We start from the raw sequence: 17816 nt of genomic DNA, 5'->3' as shown, positions 1-17816 counted from the left end.
TCTATATAATTCAATTGAAAATAAACAAATCCACGAAAAAGCGAGGAATTCAGTAGTGACTAAAAACAAAGCTAACGGCATTATTATTGGTGTGAATGACAAAGTGAGTGCTCCAAAAGCTTTCGTCCTCGGTTTACAGCATGTACTAGCTATGGACCTTTATATTGCACCTATCATTATCGCTGGACTTCTCTCATTAACAGTTGAAAACACAGCATTCTTCATTCAAATGTGCTTTTTAGCAACAGGTGTTGCTACGCTCATTCAAACGGGTGCTGGTATTAAAATGCCTGTCGTACAAGGTCCTTCTTATGTACCTGTCGGGGCAATTGCAGCGATTGGCAGTAAACTCGGACTCGGCGCCATTGCAGGTAGTCTCATTCCTGGTGCTATATTGATCGTTTTACTCGGCTATCCGTTAAAATGGTTTGCGAAAGCTGTTCAAAAAGCAATTCCACCATTAGTCGGCGGAACAGTTATCATCATTGTTGGAATTGCGTTAATGCCGATTGGTTTAAATAATATATTCATCGCTGAAGGAAATATCGGAGATAACATCATCATCGCCTCTGTTTCTGCAATTATTGTTATCGTCTGTATGTTGCTGGGGAGGAGACTTGGGGCAGTCGGTACTTTCTTTAGAATCGTTTCTGTCTTGCTTGCTATTTTGGGTGGTATTGTAACAGCTATGTTCTTCGGCACAGTAGATTTTAGTCCTGTGAAAGATGCAGCATGGTTTTCATTGCCAACCTTGCTACCATTCGGAAAACCGATTTTCGACATGGGTGCCATCATTTCGATGATTTTTGTTTATTTAATTATCCTAATTGAAACGACTGGAACGTGGTTTGTTGTTTCATCTGTAACGGGCGAGAAGTTAGATGAAAAACGCTTAAACCGTGCGTCTGTCGGTGAAGGACTCGGTTGTTTCGCTGGAGCGCTTGTCGGAAGTACTCCGATGACAGGTTATTCTTCAAACGCAGGACTGCTCGCCATTACAGGTGTTGCTAGTAGAACGGTCATTATGATGAGTGGCGGAATTCTCATATGTCTGGGGCTTGTGCCGAAATTATCGACACTTATTACGTGTATTCCTGAGCCCGTCATCAACGGGATTTTCGGCATCGTCTGTGTTGCGATCGTGACGAATGGTATGAAAGTCATTCAACCGATCATGATCGATGACCGCAATATGATGGTCATCGGCATTCCGATTTTGTTGACAATCGCTGTTACTGTTCTTCCGAAAGAAGTACTTGCGAATGTACCGGATTGGGCGAACTATATCCTTTCTTCCGGTATTACGGTGGGTGCGATTGCTACGGTGCTGCTGAATTTGGTTATTCCTGCGAATAAAGAGGAACCTAATGACGCGGATGGAATTTCTGAGTAAGGATATGGCGTGAAGAACCGGCGAGGATTACATTCTTGTCGGTTTTTTATGAGATTATCTAATAGCGGATGATTTTTTCGGGCGCGGGAGTAACGTTTACGAGCGCGGAGACGGATTTTTCGGGCGCGGCTGCATCGTTCACGGGCGTGGAGACGGATTTTTCGGGCGCGGCGGCATCGTTTACGGGCGTGGAGATGGATTTTTCGGGCGCGGCGGCAACGTTTATGGGCGTGGAGATGGATTTTTCGAGCGTGGGGGCATCCTTTACGGGCGCGGAGATTTCAACTAATCGTGCGGTTCCAATGCTTGTACGCGATTCCACAAACAAGCACTGGCACGTGCACAAATAAAACGTTACTGCAAAATTTCACACACTCTGCCGACTTGTCCATCTTCTAGTCGCACTTTAATGCCGTGCGGGTGGAAGCTGGAGTTTGTCAATAAATCCTTGACGACACCTTCTGTTTTCACACCTGACCGCTGATCCTTCTTTAAGATGACTGCTACTTTCAAACCTGGTTTTACATCGCTTCTATTTTTACCATCCATTACTTCTCTTCCTCTCTCTTTTGAAAAATGCTTTGGACTACATGGGCTGTACCGGTATGGAGCTGACCTTCTTCGCGATTCACTTCACCAACGTGAAAGTGCTTGATGAAATATCCGTCAAATTCTTCGAGCAACATAGCAGGATTGACGAGCATTGATTCCACGCGTGGGTCACCTGTTCCATAACGAAGCTGTTCTTTTGTGTATAACTCGCTTACATAGTAGCCGCCTGGTTTCAGCGCTTTCCCGATACCGTTGAATGTCCGTTCCATTACATCTACTGGTAAATGGCCAAATATATGAATGTTTGCATCCCATTGTTCCGCTTCCCAGTCTACATCGGCCAAATCACGAAGTTCCGTTTTGACAGTGACTCCTTTTTCATCCGCCAATCGAACGGTTTTATCCAATCCTGCTTGTGCATAATTCCAGGCAGTCACGTCTAACCCGACAGCTTTTGTTATAGGAGAAGCTATCGCTTCTTTTTTTATTTGATTGTGCAAAGTAATGGCTGCCTGTTTCCTTTATGTTATTGCTGTTTTTCTAAGTAAATTAAAATGTTCGTTTGATATTTCGATTAGAAGTTGTTTTTTAAATTTATATTCCCCTTTATAAGGTGTCGACAAAAAATGAAAAATGGAGGTATTTTAAAATGGCACTACTTACTCTAAATGAATCTGAATCAGCGTTTGAAACTTATTTTGTAAATGGGAATAACTACAACGGAACATTAACCCAAATTACTGGATCCAGAAACCCTGATGATGCAACTAGTTTACAACGAATGGGAATGCAACTTCAATTTTTAGCAGCTTTGTATCCTAGAACAACTGATACTAATAATCGAAAATTGAGAGTTGCTAATGAAATAAGCCTAATTCTTAGCATACTTAATGACAGTGGCCAGCTTGACAAAAGTAAACTAACTTACGGAAATGTCTTAGGAGATCCCGGCTATGGAATGGTCTTGCTAGGCTTGGCTTTAATAAAAAAAGGAGCTACTTATAATGCTTTAACAACTGCCGGGAAAAGAATTGTGGACGTAAACGCAGCATATCTTTTTGTTGCTCTTGGTGAACATTTGTATAAGTTCTGTATTGATGATGTTAATACCGATACAGCGCCGTATAAATACGAACATTCATACGCTGTTCCTAAGTTTTCGCTTAACATCCCAGCACTAGTCGCGGGCGCTTTAGGTGCTTATTCAGACTTAGTCAACAATTCATTAGTTCACCGAAGCGCAATTGTAACTTATTCTAATACGGTAGTGGGAAGGTATGGTTACACAAAAAGTTATACAGATGGTTTACGCACCTTTATCCCTATGGGAGGCAAAGGTAACGTAAGAAAACCGTTCGGATCGTCTGGATATAATGCCTACACCGGAATGGGATTAGCATTGGCCGCACATGGTCACACTGGGACGGGGGCTTTGAAAAATCCTTCAAATGGTGGAAATTATTTAACCCAAGCCAAGCAAATAACCGCATTCTATACTTCGGTTCTAGATAAGATTCAGGCTCAAGAGATTCACGAGCCTTTTGATTTTGCGGGCACGCCTTCTACTAAAGCGAGTATTGATCGAGCAAAATCATTAATGATCGCTGAGAACAGAGGATCTTCTCCAAGCTTAATCACTGAGAATTCCGATGTAAAGGACGCAACAAAGTTACTCGACCATGCCCAGCCTAGTGCTTATCTTTACAATTTAGCATGGGTAGGCGACACCACTTTCCTAGCTGCGCTGGATAGAAGAGTTGTTCTCTCGGGTGAAGCGAAAAAATTAGATGGAGTCTCAGCAATGAGAGCGTGTATGAATGCAAAGAACCCTGCTACAGTGAATGCAGCTGCAGCTAATCGAATTCTTTCAGGTTTTGCTGGACTGCTTGAACGAGGTATTACGCATATTACTGAAGGAAAATAAAACTTTAGTTTAAAACCCAAGTTCTTGACAAAGACTTGGGTTTTTATATTGAGTGATACGTTTTTGTTGTAAAAAAACGTGCAACAGACATAAATTATTCATATTGTTCTTTATGTCGTTTTAATGCTTCCTCTCCGAAGATTTCCTTAATGTAATATTCTTCTGCTTTTTTTGTACGTTCATGCACGAATAGCTCAAGATCTCCAGCCACATTATCAGCACTTTCTAAACCTAATAGAAGAATATAGTCTTGAACGATATCTGAAAAATCGCCTTCCAGCCATTTGTCCAGAATTTCGTCAAAATACGAATCTCTTTCTACAAAACGTTTTAAATAAAGAAGATTTTCTTTGGAAATCTGACCTGCTTTGTCATTATCTATTCTTAGTCTGATTTCATTATCGGAAACCACGTTAGGATTATCCATTGTTACTTTTTGACGTGCCATTGTATACATTGTGATTGCCATAGGGATTTGATATCGTAATTCGGCTTCCGAGTAATAATCAAGTTGCCCAGGAATTTTTTCTGCTAAAGGCGGATCGACAGGTGCAGCTTGATTCTCATTTCCAAGATTCAAAGCACGGTGAATAAATACAGCGTAATGAGCCCGAGTAACTTTCTCATTAGGCTTGAAATATCCTTCATAACCAGTAGTGACTCCGTTGGAATAAAGAGCCCTTACGTGTTCATTCCCCCAATGAGTGGGAGGAACGTCAATAAAATCTTTGTTTGATTTCACGGCCAAATCAAACGCTAAATCAATTACTTTGGCCATTTGTACGCGAGTCAAAGAAGCATCGGGATTGAAGTTACCATTCTCATCTCCATCCATGATTCCTGACCTTTGAACCTTTTGGATACTATCATGATGAAGATTTGTCTTTGGCACGTCCTTAAACTCTTTTGTTTGCCGTACTGGTTCGAGCGGTAAAACTCTTGCTAATAAGACAGCTACATGTTTACGACTAATATTTTCTGCTGGCTTAAATGTACCGTCAGGGTAACCGCTAATAAAGCCCAAGTTATACATCTCATTAATGGTTTCAAAATAAGGATTTTCGCTTGACACATCTATGAATATCTTCTCGTGTGAAGTACTTTTATTTGCTTTGACAGCGCCAGTATCATCTGTGGGAATAGCATATATTACTGAAGGGATCGCAATTAATGCTGTTAGGCTTGCTAAAAATAACTTATTTTTTTTCATACTTTACTTCCTTTCTGATTTTCTTTTATATTAACACGAATACTTATCAGAGTTAAAACTTTGCGACGAAAAGAAAATAAAAAAACGTATAACATTTATTTAATAATGGACTCAATGGCCTGAAATTAGGTTTAAAAGCAAATAAGTCATGAAAATATTGAAGATAAGCGATTAGATTTTTACCAAATATGGAATAGAAGTAGTTTATATAGTATAATCAAATAGTATTAGATATATTTTCTTTTGGGTTGTTAAATTACAGGGGAATTCCCCTTTATATTTAACAACTAATTTTTTTTACCTTTAAAGCGAACATATGATCTATATTATTCAACGTTAGAGGGGTGGAAGCATGAAAGGAAATGATCGAATTTTAGAGAGTTTTATGAGTATCGCTGAAAACAAAGATGTTTACAAGATATATATGAAAAATCCAACACAGGAAAACAAAGAAAGGTTGGACCACCACTTTAAAAAACATTTTTATATCATTCGTTGTATTAGTTATTTTATTAAACTGATTCATTTTGAAAGCAGACATTTCGACCAAAAACAGAGAAAAAGAGACAAAATATACCAACTCTCTTTAGACCAAGAAAATGAGAGTGGTCAAAGAAATATTGAGTTAATAACAGACCATGAAATCAAGGAGTATCCTGGAGAAAAGTTAGAACAGGTAATAAGTGATCCTATTTTATATAGTCTTTTTCTTAGCCTTACTGACAGGCAACGAATGCTTCTGAATCGTATTTACGTGGATAATTTGAAGGACACCGAAGTTGCTGTGATTCTTGGTATTACTCAGCAGGCTGTAACAAAAGCAAAAAAAAATGCAATATCCAAACTTAGAAAGGGGATGTCGTAAATTGAATGAAGAGTCGATGAATTTAATTAGTAATTTAGGTTTTCCCATAGCTGTAGCCGTTTACCTTCTTATTCGGTTTGAGAAAAAAATTGGGATGTTAGAAACTGCTATTAATAAATTAACAATCATCCTTTCTTCTAAGGAGAAGAAATAATGGATTTAAGAGAACAAGATATCGAATTTATCATCGAAAAAGTACAGCCTAAGATAGTAGCTTCTTTATCTCAAACTAGTATGAATAATAAAGATGATCTTGAACAAGACTTGAAAGAAAAGATTATTCGAATATTAAAAGAAGGAAAAATTGATAGTAGCGTCCCAGGTTTTTTTGAATATCTCAAAAGAGTAAAGGAAGAATAGATGTTGTAACTGTTCTTCCTTCTCATCGTTGTAAGCGCTGTGAAAAACGGAAACGTTTCTATTACAGCCAACGGAGAAATGTTAGCAGATAATTCCGGTATATAGATCTTAAGAGTATTATCTAACAATAAAAAATATATGAACCCGATGTAATTCTTATCGAATAAAACCTATCCACGAAAATTAAATTCACATCATTGAAATTTTCTAGTCGCTCCACCCGTTATACTAAATGAAACACAAAACGAACCATGCGCATGATCGTTTTAGCAAGGAGGCTACTATGGAAGAAGAACAGCTGTGGATTCAACAAGTGTTAGCTGGCGATAAAGAAGCGTATGCCAACATTATCAACAAATATAAAAATCAACTGTATGCGACCGTTTTGCGGATGACTAGAAATCCACAAGATGCACAAGATTTCGTACAAGATGCATTCATCAAAGTGTACCGTAATCTTGATAAATACAAAGCAGACGGTTCATTCTCAAGCTGGCTCTACCGGGTGGCCGTCAATCATTGTATGGATGAGTTCCGGAAAAAGCAGTATACAACGGTGCAAATTGAAGTAGACGAAGAAAAAGTGGTCAATCCGAATCATCCAGAAATTATTTTTTTGAAACACGAGAAAAAACGGCAGTTGGAACGATTAGTTTCGACTTTACCAGACGATGAACGCTTGATTATTCTCCTGCGCTATATAAATGAAGTGAACTATGAGGAGATTAGCGAGATTATGGGCGTTCCGCTTTCAACCGTGCGTAATAAATTGCATCGGGCAAAGAAAAAAATGAGAGAAACTACGAAACGTGAAGGAGGCTATTTTCATGAACTGTCCAACGGTGGATAAACTATCACAGTTTACGGATAATCTGTTATCGAAAGAGGAACAACATACTATAGAAATGCATGTGGATTCTTGTAAGTCTTGTTCGAAAGTCGTAGATGCCTTTAAGGAAGAGAATCGCTTCATCGAAGAAACTTTACAAACACCCTTGTTGCCAGAAAACTTTACTGACTTAATTCTGGAACAGGTAGAGCCTTATAGGAAACCAAAAAAAATTTGGCGCAATGCCACTTGGAAGCGTGTTGCGGTTTCAGCTGCAGGACTCGTTTTGGCAGTTGGCATCGGAGTAACAGTCAACCCAAGCTTTGCCCAATTTCTCGGTGGTCTATTCTCAACCGATCAAGTCGATGATGGACTGAAAATGGCTGCGGATGCCGGTCTCATTCAACGGGTGGATTTGCAAGTCGAAGATCAGGGACTGACGTTTGTCGTGGAAGACGTCATCGCTGACTCCTCAAGAGTCTCGCTTTCTTATAAGATTTTGAATAAAAATGGCAAACCGATGGATACGGATTTAAAATTTCATGAGTCTGGCAATACCGTTACAGCCTCCGATCAAAACGGTCGTGAAATAGGTCAATGGGGAACAAGTTGGCAGGAAGGAAGCGACTACGGCAACATTGAGTTTTCCATGAATAATTATAGTGAATCAGAGAATGTAACTATCCGGTTTGACTTAGTCGAAATGAATGGGGTAAAAGGTAACTGGAAATTGGAAGTTCCGATTGATTTGCAGGAAAATCGCAAATTGACAAAAATGGTGGACTTGAAAAATGCAACATCTGTTCACCATGGAGTTCAAGTTCAACTAAAAAAATTACAAACAGCGCCTTCTACAGCAGCACTCTACTTTGAGACGAAATTCACTAACGATGAACAACAGAATTTCGAGGCAGCGAAGCTTATGTTGGAGGATAAATTCGGTAAAAATATCATGAATTCACTTGTACTTGGTGATAGTACAGAAATTATGTACCATATTGAAAACGAGGACGGAAAAGTGATTTATTCAACTGAACGTACAGAGTCGGAAGCATCCGGCATGTTGCAAGGATCGGGCGAAGACATCGGTGCAGCTGGAGGCACTAAATGGGTAAACTCCTTTGTACCTAAAGATGAAAACCAACTAACTTTTGTACTCGATGGCGTATATAAAACAGAAGCAACGGATATTTCAAAGACATTTAAACCGGATAGCATTAAGAAAGATCCTGTGGTGTTCGACTTCAAAGGGAATCAATTAACAGTTCATAGTGTGAAAAAGCCTCTATTTGGTGAAGACAAATCAGTCATCATTAAATTGAAAGGTGGTATGGAGTCACCTGATGCAAGTTTCGGGGATTGGATTGCAGTAGATGGAGAAGGAAATAGTTACCCTACTACTTATAGCGGTTCTGTTTTAAATGAAACCGATGAGAACGGGCGTCATATAGCGAAATTCGACTTACAATTGATTGGATTAGAAGAAGTTCCAGAGGATTTAACATTGCATCTTGTATCGACGAGAAGTTATTATCCTGTCGAAAATCAATGGAAAGTTCCATTGATGGGTGAATAAATAAAAGAGAGAGCTGTCGTGGATATCAGTTGAATGATCCTGATTCTGTGATAGCTCTATTTTTGTTGTTATGATTGCGTAATTACGAGTAACGGCTCCTTTTTCTTCGGCGGACGGGCACAGAGGACCGCTCTATGTGACCGCGCGGCTTCTTTTCTTCGGCGGACGGGCACAGAGGACCGCTCTATGTGACCGCGCGGCTCCTTTTCTTCAGAGAACGGGCACAGAGAACCGCTCTATGTGACCGTGCGGCTTCTTTTCTTCAGAGAACGGGCACAGAGAACCGCTCTATGTGACCGGACGGCTTCTTTTCTTCAGAGCACAGGCACAGAGAACCGCTCTATGTGACCGTGCGGCTCCTTTTCTTCAGAGAACGGGCACAGAGAACCGCTCTATGTGACCGTGCGGCTCCTTTTCTCCACGGAACGGGCGCTTATAAAACCCTATCCCCAAACTGTCAGCATCATTCCGCTCGCTTGCTCATCCGTTACATATTCAATTTCCGTGAATTCTTTCGACCTAGCACATTCGCCGAGTTTACGGATCACCTCTTCGTCTTTAGCTAAAATCAGCGTATACACAGAATCGATCAATAAAATAGCCAACTGGCATTCACTTCGCATGAAGTCCTCATCTTTTTTTACTTTAACGATACTTTCTCTCGTTGGAAAAGCTTTCAAATCCGCAAATATGAGATAGTAGACATGCGTGTTAATTAACTCTGAAAACTCCTGACCATCCATAATAACATCCGAGAAGAGCGGATAGGCCAAGGTATCATTTTCCACCTTGTACGATTCGACCGGATCGATGGACCACACCCATGCCGGGTCGACGATATCCACTAAGAGATCCGCCAACTGTTTGCCATATTCGTTTCTTATTTGAAACATGATTCCCCTCATTCTACTTTCCTCCTAATGATTTCCCCTAATCTTACTATAAAACCGTTACCGATTTTCATAGATTGCGTCTAAGTTATTACTAAGTGAGGTGAACGATTTGTCCAGTCAAGTATGGTTTAGTGATTATTATGATTCCGTTTTTAGCTACATCCTTATGCTTGTGAAGGATCCCCATACTGCCGAGGATCTGTCCCAGGAGACATTTATGAAAGTCATCCGGAATGAACATACATTCAAGGGCGACTCCCATGTGAAAACCTGGATTTTCCGCATTGCCTATACAACAACTATCAGTTATCTCAGAAAGAAGCATCCTGTTTTGTATTACTTTGACTTACATGGTTATACGCCAAAGAACGAACGGTCCTCAGAGGAAATTGTCCTTTTGAATTCTCAGCAGCAGCAATTTTACGAAGCGCTCCATCAATTGAAACCAAGTTACCAGCAAGTGATCCTTCTGCGGAAAATCCAAGGTTTTTCGACGAAAGAAGCTTCAGCTATCCTTAATTGGTCAGATGGAAAAGTGAAGATGAGTTTATCGAGAGCACTTGTTGCATTCAAAAAAGAACTGGAGAAAGGTGGTTTTTCGAATGAAACGCTTATCTGACGAAGATATGGAACAGGGTTTCGAAAATCTCAAAAATGCATTTCAACCGACTCCTGTGCAAAAGGAGAAGGCACGCCGTCTACTCTTCCAACAGCAACCTTTCAAAAGGAAGTTCCATATGAAGTCGTTACTGCCATCCATCGTTTCACTGATTGTTTTATTCTCCGTCGGTATCGGCTTGTATATCAACATCGGTGAGTCAGGAACAACGAATGTAACGACTTCATGGGATGGCATGCTTTTGGAACAAACGAGTCAAACGAGTCCTACACGATACGTTTTATCATTCAATGGAACTTCATTGACGATTGAAGATAATTTCCTTGGTTCAAGTTTTATGTCAGGTAAAGTGGATAAGGAAGCATACTTGCGTAGTTATAAAATCAAGGAACCTCTTTTAACTCCTGGCACGTATGAAAATTACACAATTGAACAAAACGGCGACACGTTTACCATTAAAGTGAACGGCACACAAGGATTCACATACTCATTGGAGAAATTTGGTCCACGAAGACTTAGGGGTGAAGATGGAGTAGAATTTTCAACTCGCACATATTTGGATAACCCAGAAGTGATTACCGATGACATAACACCCGAGCGTTTGGAGATTGCACCACAAAATGAACATACATTTTTGATTGAATGGGGATCCGATTCGATGGATAGAGGAAATCACGATTTCGAATCCCATGAGCACGGGCATCTTGTCGCTTCAACTGATTTCAACGAGGTCAAACGGGGCCAAGCCGTTTACTATCATATGCCATCTTCCGTGATTGCTAAAAATCCGGCAGTTCCTGAAATGTATATTGGAAGAGTCGTTGGCTTACCTGGTGAAACGGTTGAAATTAAAGGCGGGCAAGTGTTTATCGATGGTAAGATGCTTGATACATTTTACGGCAAAGCAACAACGCGCGGCTTTGGCGAAGAAGAGTACTTTGAAGTGACCCCCTCAAGCGCCATCGCGGATGAACAAGCGACAAGGGCATACTTCAATATGGATATGCCAGCGGAAAACGTAGAAGTAAATACGGTATTCATCCTCGTGGATCAATGGTGGCGAGGTTACGATAGCCGTGAGTACGGTCCTTTGCCGATCGGGGAGATTGAAGGAGTCATTACCGGTACTGCTGAATAATCTTTTCTCGAAAACCCTCGTCGGATCGGACATTGCCCGCTTACTCAAAAAGTTAAGAAACCTATCTTACAAATACATTTCTATCACATGCAGTACCCGACGGTTTTACGACGGACGGCTTTGGGAATAGAAAAGCATCTATAGTCCGAGGAGGAAATCGTATGAAGCCATTCATGCAGCTGATCGGCATTGGAATCGTAAGCGGGAGTGTATTAGCTGTACTGATGCTTCTCGTCCATATACTGACAGGGAATGAAGCGTATGTCCTGCTGTATAACGTGGATTACTTCCCTGTCATCCATGTCTTTCAAGACAGTGTGCTGTTCGGAATTTTTTTCCATTATGTTTTCTGCATTGTCAGTGTCATTGGACTCTATTATGTGCTGTTCTTCTTTCATTGGCACTATCACTTATGGCCTTACGTCCTAATATACACCGTGGGCAGCGGACTATTATTCTTTTTGACGTTGCTCACTGACAAGCCGCCCGCCGCAGATGATGGCATGGCTTGGTTCTACTGGACAGCCAGCCATCTTGTGTTCAGTTTTGTGGTCGCCTGGATGATCCGTCGGTTCGTCAGGACAACTAGCCCAGCGTTATGAAATCAGGAGTCATTTTGCCTTTTGAGGGCTTTATGGCTCCTGTTTCATTTCCTCTCTTCTTTGCCATTCCTCTTTAGAAAACATCGTCATTAAATTGTCATAATCTCTATTATCCCTTCACTATCAAGCTTTATAAAGAAGTGATGCGATTCATCTCTACTCTTATCTATTGACGTTATTTAGTAGACCCCCTAAACTATGTATATTAGTTGAGGGGGTCTACTATATTGAAAGAGCAATTAAAAGAAGCAGTTGAGCTGTTTGAGGAAGTGATGATTTACGGGACGGAGCATGTGATGAAATCCGTCGATGTAGACATTTGGAAAGAGTACTCGCCTGAACAGATTCAAGTATTAAAAATCCTGGCGACACAAGGGCCTTTATCTAACAGTAAACTAGCAGAGATCCAAGGGGTACATAAAAGTGCGATTTCCACACGTCTGAAAAAACTTGAACAGATGGGACTTGTCGAGTCGAGCCGTGATCCGCTCGATCAGCGGGCGAAAATCGTATTGCTGACGGAGTCAGGTGCAGAACTCCTTAAAGTATCCGGTGAAGCCGTATATGATAGCATCATTAAACTGTTCGGCGATCAAATCGATGAACACGAGCTTCAATCGTTCGTAGAGACGTTCCGCAAATTAAAAACAATTCTTCAATTTAAGGGGATGTAACAGATGAGAAACATATTAAAATTCAAATGGCCGATTTTCATTGGACTGCTGATCATGACTGTCGGTTTATTCATATTGGCTCCAGATCTTGCAAAACAAGCGGAAGATGCGGGTTCTTTCCAGTTACCTGATACCGCTGATTCACAGAAAGCCGCAGATATCCTGAAGGCAGCGGGTGCTTCTGAAGATACATTATCACTCGTTTATCCTCTCGATAAGCCTGTAGATGATAGTCTTCGCAAAGAGATTTCAGAAACTGCTGATCAAATCAAGGCGATTGGAAGTCCCGTAAAAGAGGTACTGAATCCGTTTGAAAGTGAAGACATGGAAAAGCAACTTGTCTCTGAAGATAAAATGACGATACTTCTGCCAATCACTGTCGAAGGCACACATGAAGAAATCATTGCACTGGCGGATAAAATCCATGCAGATATCTTACCTGCTGATCAGACGATCTATCTGACTGGTGAAGCTATTATTAACAATGATGTAAATGATAGTGCGCAAGAAGGATTGAAGAAGACGGAAATTATTACGGTAGTTTTGATCTTCGCCTTATTACTCATCGTTTTCCGTTCTATCGTAACACCGTTCGTTCCATTGATCGCAGTCGGTATGAGTTATTTGCTGAGCCAATCATTTGTAGCATTCTTCATCGATTGGTTTGATTTCCCGGTATCGAATTATACGCAAATATTCCTTGTCGCCATCCTATTCGGACTGGGGACCGACTATTGTATTCTTTTGTTGAGCCGCTATAAGGAAGAATTATTAGCCGGTCACGCGGTGGAAGATGCGATTGTGAATACGTACAAAACTGCTGGCCGCACATTGTTCATCAGTGCAGCAGCCGTTTTCATCGGATTCGCCGCCATCGGGTTTGCAGACTTTCCGATCTTTAAATCGGCGGTTGCAGTTGCAGTCGGGATCGCCGTATTACTGCTCATCCTGTTTACCGTCGTTCCGTTGTTCATGGTTTTATTGAAAGACAAATTGTTCTGGCCTTCCAAAGGGGCTGCTTCGCATAAGGACAGTGGCATGTGGAAAGCGTTCGGTAAATTGTCCGTCATGCGTCCGTTGTTGTCGATGTTAGTTGTAGCGATTATCACCATCCCGCTTCTGTTGACGTACGACAATGACATTTCCTTCAATACGGTCGACGAAATTGACGCAAGCAAAGAATCCGTCATGGGACTTAATCGGATATCCGAAGCGTTCGGCGAAGGGGATTCATTGCCCGTCCAAGTGATTCTGAAGAAAGACGGACCGATTGTGAATGAACGCGACGTCGCCTATTTGGAGTCAATCAGCAAGGATCTCGAAAAAGTGGAAGGCGTTAAAAGTGTCCGTACCTTGACACGCCCTACAGGTGATATGATTGAAGACCTTTACGTGGATCATCAGATGACTTTGATGGCTGACGGTCTTGGTGATGCCATCGATGGACTGACAGAAGTACAGAATGGTCTCGGCCAGGCGAAAGACGGTCTGGATGAAATGGCCAGTCAATTACCTTCTGATTCTGAAGCTTCTTCTGGCGGTGCAGGACTGCGTCAAGCCGCTGGAGGTATCGGTGCCATCAACGATCAGCTAGCTCAAATTGCAGGAGGACTTCAACAAGGGATGCCCGCAGCTCAGGCAGCAGGCGGATTGAAAGCCCTTCAAGGCGAACTGAAGAAAATCAGCGGAGGTCTTTATGGTGCTGCTGACCAGATAGACGGTTCGGGCGGTCAGATTGGTGCATTATCCGGTGGTTTGAATGAACTTGCAGACGGTATCGAAGCTGCTGGAAGCGGTCTCGGTGAGATCAATGCAGGACTGACAGAACTTGTGGCCATGATGAAAGAGATGGGCGATTCCACAAGTGTCCGTGACACAGGGCTTTTCATCCCGTCCGGAACACTTGAAGGAGAAGAGTTCGAACCTGTTCTCGACCGCTATACGATCGACGGCCAGTCAGGAATCATTATGGAAGTGATTTTAGATCAGGATCCGTATTCACGTGAAGCAATTTCGACCGTTCACGCAATCAAGGATTCCGTCAAGCGTTCCGTCATCGGAACTCCGTTTGAAGATGCAGAACTTGCCTTCAGTGGCATTTCTGTCATGAACTCCGATTTGGATGATATCTCGTCCAAGGACTTCACACGCACAGTGACAATCATGCTTGTCGGGCTGTTCATTGTGTTGCTCATCTTATTCCGTTCAGCGATCATGCCGCTTTATATGATCGGCTCGTTGCTGTTGACGTATTATACATCTATCGCTATTACGGAGCTTATTTTCGTCAATGGGCTTGGCTATGACGGCATCAGCTGGGCAGTTCCGTTCTTCGGATTCATCATGCTCATTGCGCTCGGCGTCGATTACTCCATCTTCCTGCTCGATCGCTTCCGCGAAGAAAGCATCGGTGGATTGAATGTACGCGAAGCGTTATTGACATCGATGGCGAAAATGGGGACAGTCATCATTACAGCAGCGATCATCCTTGCAGGAACGTTCGGTGCAATGATGCCTTCAGGCGTACTGAGCCTCATGCAAATCGCAACAATCGTCATTTCGGGATTATTGCTGTATGGCCTAATCATCTTGCCATTGCTTATTCCCGCGATTACCGTCTCTTTCGGGCGTGGTGTTTGGTGGCCGTTTAGAGGGTAACTAAATAAATAAAACAGAGCAAGTAGCCGGATGAATAGGCTTCTTGCTCTGTTTGCGTAGAGTGATTTTTATTTATTCATAAAGTCTTTGATTTCTTCTTCTGACATCGTAGAATCGCATTTTACGTTTACTGTTTCACCATTCGTATAGATGAAACCAGGAACCGTTGGGATGTCATATTTCGTACGGAAAGCTTTAATACCTTCCATATCAGATTCTTCAACACTATTGACGTGATAAATAGTAGTAGCCGTTTCTTTTGCTACTTTATCTAGCTTTTTAACGAATGCCTGGCAAAAAGGACAGACACTTTTGCCGACATAAATGACAGCTTCAGCTTCCCCATTTACCAATTCTTCTGCTTTTGCGGAGTCGATTCTTTCAAAACTTGCTACGTTTTCTTCATAAGTAGTCATTATCCTCAATCTCCTTTCACTAATACAAGTATTATACAACAATTCGGAACTACTTTAAAAAAGTAGGCTTATATGAATAAATCCAATGCATGATACGTACGCAAGGTTCTACTTTATTCGCCGGAAATCTCCATCATTTTCTTAATCATTCTTATTTGTCCGCGGTGGCTCAATTCATCCTCAAATACGTGGAACCACTTAAAATAGTTATTTGTCTGCTCTCCATCCCAAAATGGAGATTGCTCGAACAACCACGAGTCCTGCAACGTTCGGAACTTCTCAATTGTCATTTGTCTTGTTTGCTCTAATTCCTCCAAGTAGAACTCGACAGGATTGCCTTGGATTTGCTCCTGTGCCGCCTTGCCAAGTTCTAGTGCTGGATTCAACATTGCTATATCCTCTTCCGTAAAATCACGGTTTTCAAACGTAGCAATTTGATAAGCCTTTTCAACAGACACCATATGCGCAAGCAGCATACCGATTGAATTCGCTTGCGCGTGTACCAAGAAATCCAATTGCTCCACCGATAATTCCCGCACTTCCGCGAGCGTCGTCTCTCTTGTGTACGCCATCATAGATACGAGCTTGCTGAATTCCAAACTTAACCCTTCTTTTTTGTCAATTAACAATAGATTTTCATTTTCCACGATATCTTCCTCCTAGCTTTGTCTTTTACAATGTTGACGTTACAAAATGCATAAATTCTTCTTGTTCTTCCACAAAAGGATTATGGTTGCTTTGCTCAAATGTTGTCAGCTTGGCATTAGGCATTATTTCAGCAATCTCTACGCCGTATTTATACGGACATTGAGCATCGTATCTGCCTGCATAAATATGGCTTGGTACCGTTACGCGAGCCAAGTCTTCTCTCAAATCATATGTTCCGATTTCAACCTTTCTAAAATAGTCCAATCGCGGTCCAACTGTCTTTCCGCTATTAGGCATTTTCATAGCTTTCAATAGTTTTTCTTTTGAATAATAAGACATCTCTGCCCATTCGTTACCTAGTTCTCTCCGAATTTCCATAGGGGTGGATGAATCATTTAATTGATTCATAATCTCTATTATTCGTGGGAATTTAGGGTTCTCCTGACAATAGATCGAACCTGGATCTGAACTATACTCCTTACTAGCGGCAGCTCCCCCTGCAATAATTTTCGTTAAAGAGTTAGGCGCTAAAATAGCATATTTCAAAGCAAGCATTCCACCTGTTGAATGTCCAGCAAATCCCCATTTTTTAAATCCCAATGCGATACGTATAGCCTCTAAGTCATTTACTGATTCATTCATACTATATTGACTTTGATCTTCCGAGGTAACAGAATTACCACAATCACGAAGATTCACCAAATACACTTGATAATGTGAGGTGAATGGATTTGCAAACGTGTTTCCCCTTTCGTCAAAAGTACTGTATAAATGAGTTACACACAACGGTTCTCCACTTCCTGAAACAAAAACTTCAAATGTTCCCCGCTCGGTTTCAACAAATCTCTTCTGCCACATAAGGTCTTCCCACTTTCTTTTTATACTGTTATTCCGTCCGATCCCTCTTATTAATCTACAAAGTGCTCAAGTTACTTACGCATTACTGGTCCAAAAATAGGTAACGAATTTCACCTTCTGCCCATTCATTTCAAATTCTTCATCACTGGTTTCTATACGCGTAAATCCACTTCTCTCTAAAACTTTTTGGGAGGCTATATTATTGGTTGTTGTTTTCGCTAAAACTTGTTTAATACCTCGTTCTATTACTGTTTCCAATACTAATTTCAATGCTTTTTTAGCAACACCTTTTCCAGTATGTAGCTGTCCTATTCTATAGCCTAGATGAGCGGTTTCACGGGATTCATCCATATCAACTACATTAATCCTACCTAGAATAGAACCATCTTCATCTTTAATCAAATAAAAACATGAAAGCCCTTCAGCCTGTTCTTCAAGTAAGCTTTCATGCCTAATTTTAAAAATCTCAGGCTCATAATAGTCATCTCCGCGCGTAGGTACCATTTCTTCGAAAAAGGCTCTGTTTCCAAGCTCAAACTTATACAAATCTTCCGCATCCGCGTCTTGCAACTTTTTAATGAAAATACCCATGCATACAACC

21 protein-coding genes are annotated in these 17816 nt (G+C 41.3%); 13 read left to right on the top strand and 8 right to left on the bottom strand.

The window, feature by feature from the left end; all coding sequences use genetic code 11:
- Positions 1-55 precede the first annotated feature (55 nt).
- Complete coding sequence (locus H9649_RS04250) at positions 56-1393, top strand: nucleobase:cation symporter-2 family protein (protein ID WP_191693476.1); 1338 nt, start codon at positions 56-58, stop codon at positions 1391-1393.
- 68 nt (positions 1394-1461) lie between these two features.
- Positions 1462-1743, top strand: coding sequence for a hypothetical protein (locus tag H9649_RS04245; protein WP_191693475.1), 282 nt, complete (start codon positions 1462-1464; stop codon positions 1741-1743).
- A 4-nt stretch (positions 1744-1747) separates the two neighbouring features.
- Here H9649_RS04245 and H9649_RS04240 read toward each other — a convergent pair whose 3' ends face one another.
- Together H9649_RS04240 and H9649_RS04235 are read right to left on the bottom strand one after the other, a co-directional pair.
- The gene (locus tag H9649_RS04240) at positions 1748-1942 is read right to left on the bottom strand and encodes a YwbE family protein (protein ID WP_191693474.1); all 195 of its coding nucleotides are present in this window, start codon (positions 1940-1942) and stop codon (positions 1748-1750) included.
- Positions 1942-2445 (bottom strand): class I SAM-dependent methyltransferase, encoded by a 504-nt coding sequence (locus H9649_RS04235; RefSeq protein WP_191693473.1) that lies wholly within the window; start codon positions 2443-2445, stop codon positions 1942-1944. Before H9649_RS04235 ends, H9649_RS04240 begins: the two co-directional genes overlap by 1 nt.
- 149 nt (positions 2446-2594) lie before the next feature.
- Here H9649_RS04235 and H9649_RS04230 point away from each other — a divergent pair, with 149 nt between their 5' ends.
- Positions 2595-3869 (top strand): hypothetical protein, encoded by a 1275-nt coding sequence (locus H9649_RS04230; protein ID WP_191693472.1) that lies wholly within the window; start codon positions 2595-2597, stop codon positions 3867-3869.
- 94 nt (positions 3870-3963) lie between these two features.
- Here the strand turns inward: H9649_RS04230 and H9649_RS04225 are convergent, their stop codons facing one another.
- Positions 3964-5079, bottom strand: a complete 1116-nt coding sequence (locus tag H9649_RS04225) for an S-layer homology domain-containing protein (RefSeq protein ID WP_191693471.1) — start codon at positions 5077-5079, stop codon at positions 3964-3966.
- Between the two features lie 352 nt (positions 5080-5431).
- On the opposite strand from H9649_RS04225, the gene H9649_RS04220 reads away from it, so the two are divergent.
- The 5 genes from H9649_RS04220 (at position 5432) to H9649_RS04200 (ending at position 8709) form a co-directional block, all read left to right on the top strand.
- Positions 5432-5944 (top strand): sigma-70 family RNA polymerase sigma factor, encoded by a 513-nt coding sequence (locus H9649_RS04220; RefSeq protein WP_191693470.1) that lies wholly within the window; start codon positions 5432-5434, stop codon positions 5942-5944.
- Complete coding sequence (locus tag H9649_RS04215; RefSeq protein ID WP_191693469.1) at positions 5910-6098, top strand: YvrJ family protein; 189 nt, start codon at positions 5910-5912, stop codon at positions 6096-6098. The genes H9649_RS04220 and H9649_RS04215 overlap by 35 nt, the downstream gene beginning before the upstream one ends.
- A complete protein-coding gene (locus tag H9649_RS04210) occupies positions 6098-6304 on the top strand; it encodes a hypothetical protein (RefSeq protein ID WP_191693468.1) in 207 nt (68 codons plus the stop codon). The genes H9649_RS04215 and H9649_RS04210 overlap by 1 nt, the downstream gene beginning before the upstream one ends.
- Before the next feature lie 283 nt (positions 6305-6587).
- The gene (locus tag H9649_RS04205; RefSeq protein ID WP_191693467.1) at positions 6588-7154 is read left to right on the top strand and encodes an RNA polymerase sigma factor; all 567 of its coding nucleotides are present in this window, start codon (positions 6588-6590) and stop codon (positions 7152-7154) included.
- Positions 7132-8709: a DUF4179 domain-containing protein gene (locus H9649_RS04200; RefSeq protein WP_191693644.1), complete on the top strand. Its 1578-nt coding sequence runs from the start codon at positions 7132-7134 to the stop codon at positions 8707-8709. The genes H9649_RS04205 and H9649_RS04200 overlap by 23 nt, the downstream gene beginning before the upstream one ends.
- Before the next feature lie 443 nt (positions 8710-9152).
- Here the strand turns inward: H9649_RS04200 and H9649_RS04195 are convergent, their stop codons facing one another.
- Positions 9153-9614, bottom strand: a complete 462-nt coding sequence (locus H9649_RS04195; RefSeq protein WP_191693466.1) for a DUF2691 family protein — start codon at positions 9612-9614, stop codon at positions 9153-9155.
- A gap of 97 nt (positions 9615-9711) precedes the next feature.
- Between H9649_RS04195 and H9649_RS04190 the strand changes: the two genes are divergently transcribed.
- The 5 genes from H9649_RS04190 to H9649_RS04170 all read left to right on the top strand — a co-directional run bounded on the left by H9649_RS04190 (position 9712) and on the right by H9649_RS04170 (position 15293).
- Positions 9712-10221, top strand: a complete 510-nt coding sequence (locus H9649_RS04190; protein ID WP_225229660.1) for an RNA polymerase sigma factor — start codon at positions 9712-9714, stop codon at positions 10219-10221.
- Positions 10205-11359, top strand: a complete 1155-nt coding sequence (locus H9649_RS04185) for a S26 family signal peptidase (protein ID WP_191693465.1) — start codon at positions 10205-10207, stop codon at positions 11357-11359. Before H9649_RS04190 ends, H9649_RS04185 begins: the two co-directional genes overlap by 17 nt.
- 161 nt (positions 11360-11520) lie before the next feature.
- Complete coding sequence (locus H9649_RS04180) at positions 11521-11961, top strand: hypothetical protein (protein WP_191693464.1); 441 nt, start codon at positions 11521-11523, stop codon at positions 11959-11961.
- 227 nt (positions 11962-12188) lie between these two features.
- Positions 12189-12635: a MarR family winged helix-turn-helix transcriptional regulator gene (locus H9649_RS04175; RefSeq protein WP_191693463.1), complete on the top strand. Its 447-nt coding sequence runs from the start codon at positions 12189-12191 to the stop codon at positions 12633-12635.
- 3 nt (positions 12636-12638) lie between these two features.
- Positions 12639-15293, top strand: a complete 2655-nt coding sequence (locus tag H9649_RS04170; RefSeq protein ID WP_191693462.1) for an MMPL family transporter — start codon at positions 12639-12641, stop codon at positions 15291-15293.
- A gap of 68 nt (positions 15294-15361) precedes the next feature.
- Here H9649_RS04170 and H9649_RS04165 read toward each other — a convergent pair whose 3' ends face one another.
- The 4 genes from H9649_RS04165 to H9649_RS04150 form a co-directional block, all read right to left on the bottom strand.
- A complete protein-coding gene (locus H9649_RS04165) occupies positions 15362-15709 on the bottom strand; it encodes a thioredoxin family protein (protein ID WP_191693461.1) in 348 nt (115 codons plus the stop codon).
- 113 nt (positions 15710-15822) lie between these two features.
- Positions 15823-16284, bottom strand: coding sequence for a DinB family protein (locus tag H9649_RS04160; RefSeq protein WP_191693642.1), 462 nt, complete (start codon positions 16282-16284; stop codon positions 15823-15825).
- 97 nt (positions 16285-16381) lie between these two features.
- Positions 16382-17215, bottom strand: coding sequence for an alpha/beta fold hydrolase (locus H9649_RS04155; RefSeq protein WP_191693460.1), 834 nt, complete (start codon positions 17213-17215; stop codon positions 16382-16384).
- 75 nt (positions 17216-17290) lie between these two features.
- Positions 17291-17806 carry a GNAT family N-acetyltransferase gene (locus H9649_RS04150; protein ID WP_191693459.1) on the bottom strand — a complete coding sequence of 172 codons (516 nt, stop codon included), beginning with the start codon at positions 17804-17806 and terminating at the stop codon, positions 17291-17293.
- Between the last annotated feature and the right edge of the window lie 10 nt (positions 17807-17816).

The sequence above is a fragment of the Sporosarcina quadrami genome (genome assembly GCF_014836615.1).
GTDB lineage: Bacteria > Bacillota > Bacilli > Bacillales_A > Planococcaceae > Sporosarcina > Sporosarcina quadrami.
Note: the sequence above shows the minus strand (reverse complement) of the source record. Positions and strands in the feature narration are given on the sequence as shown.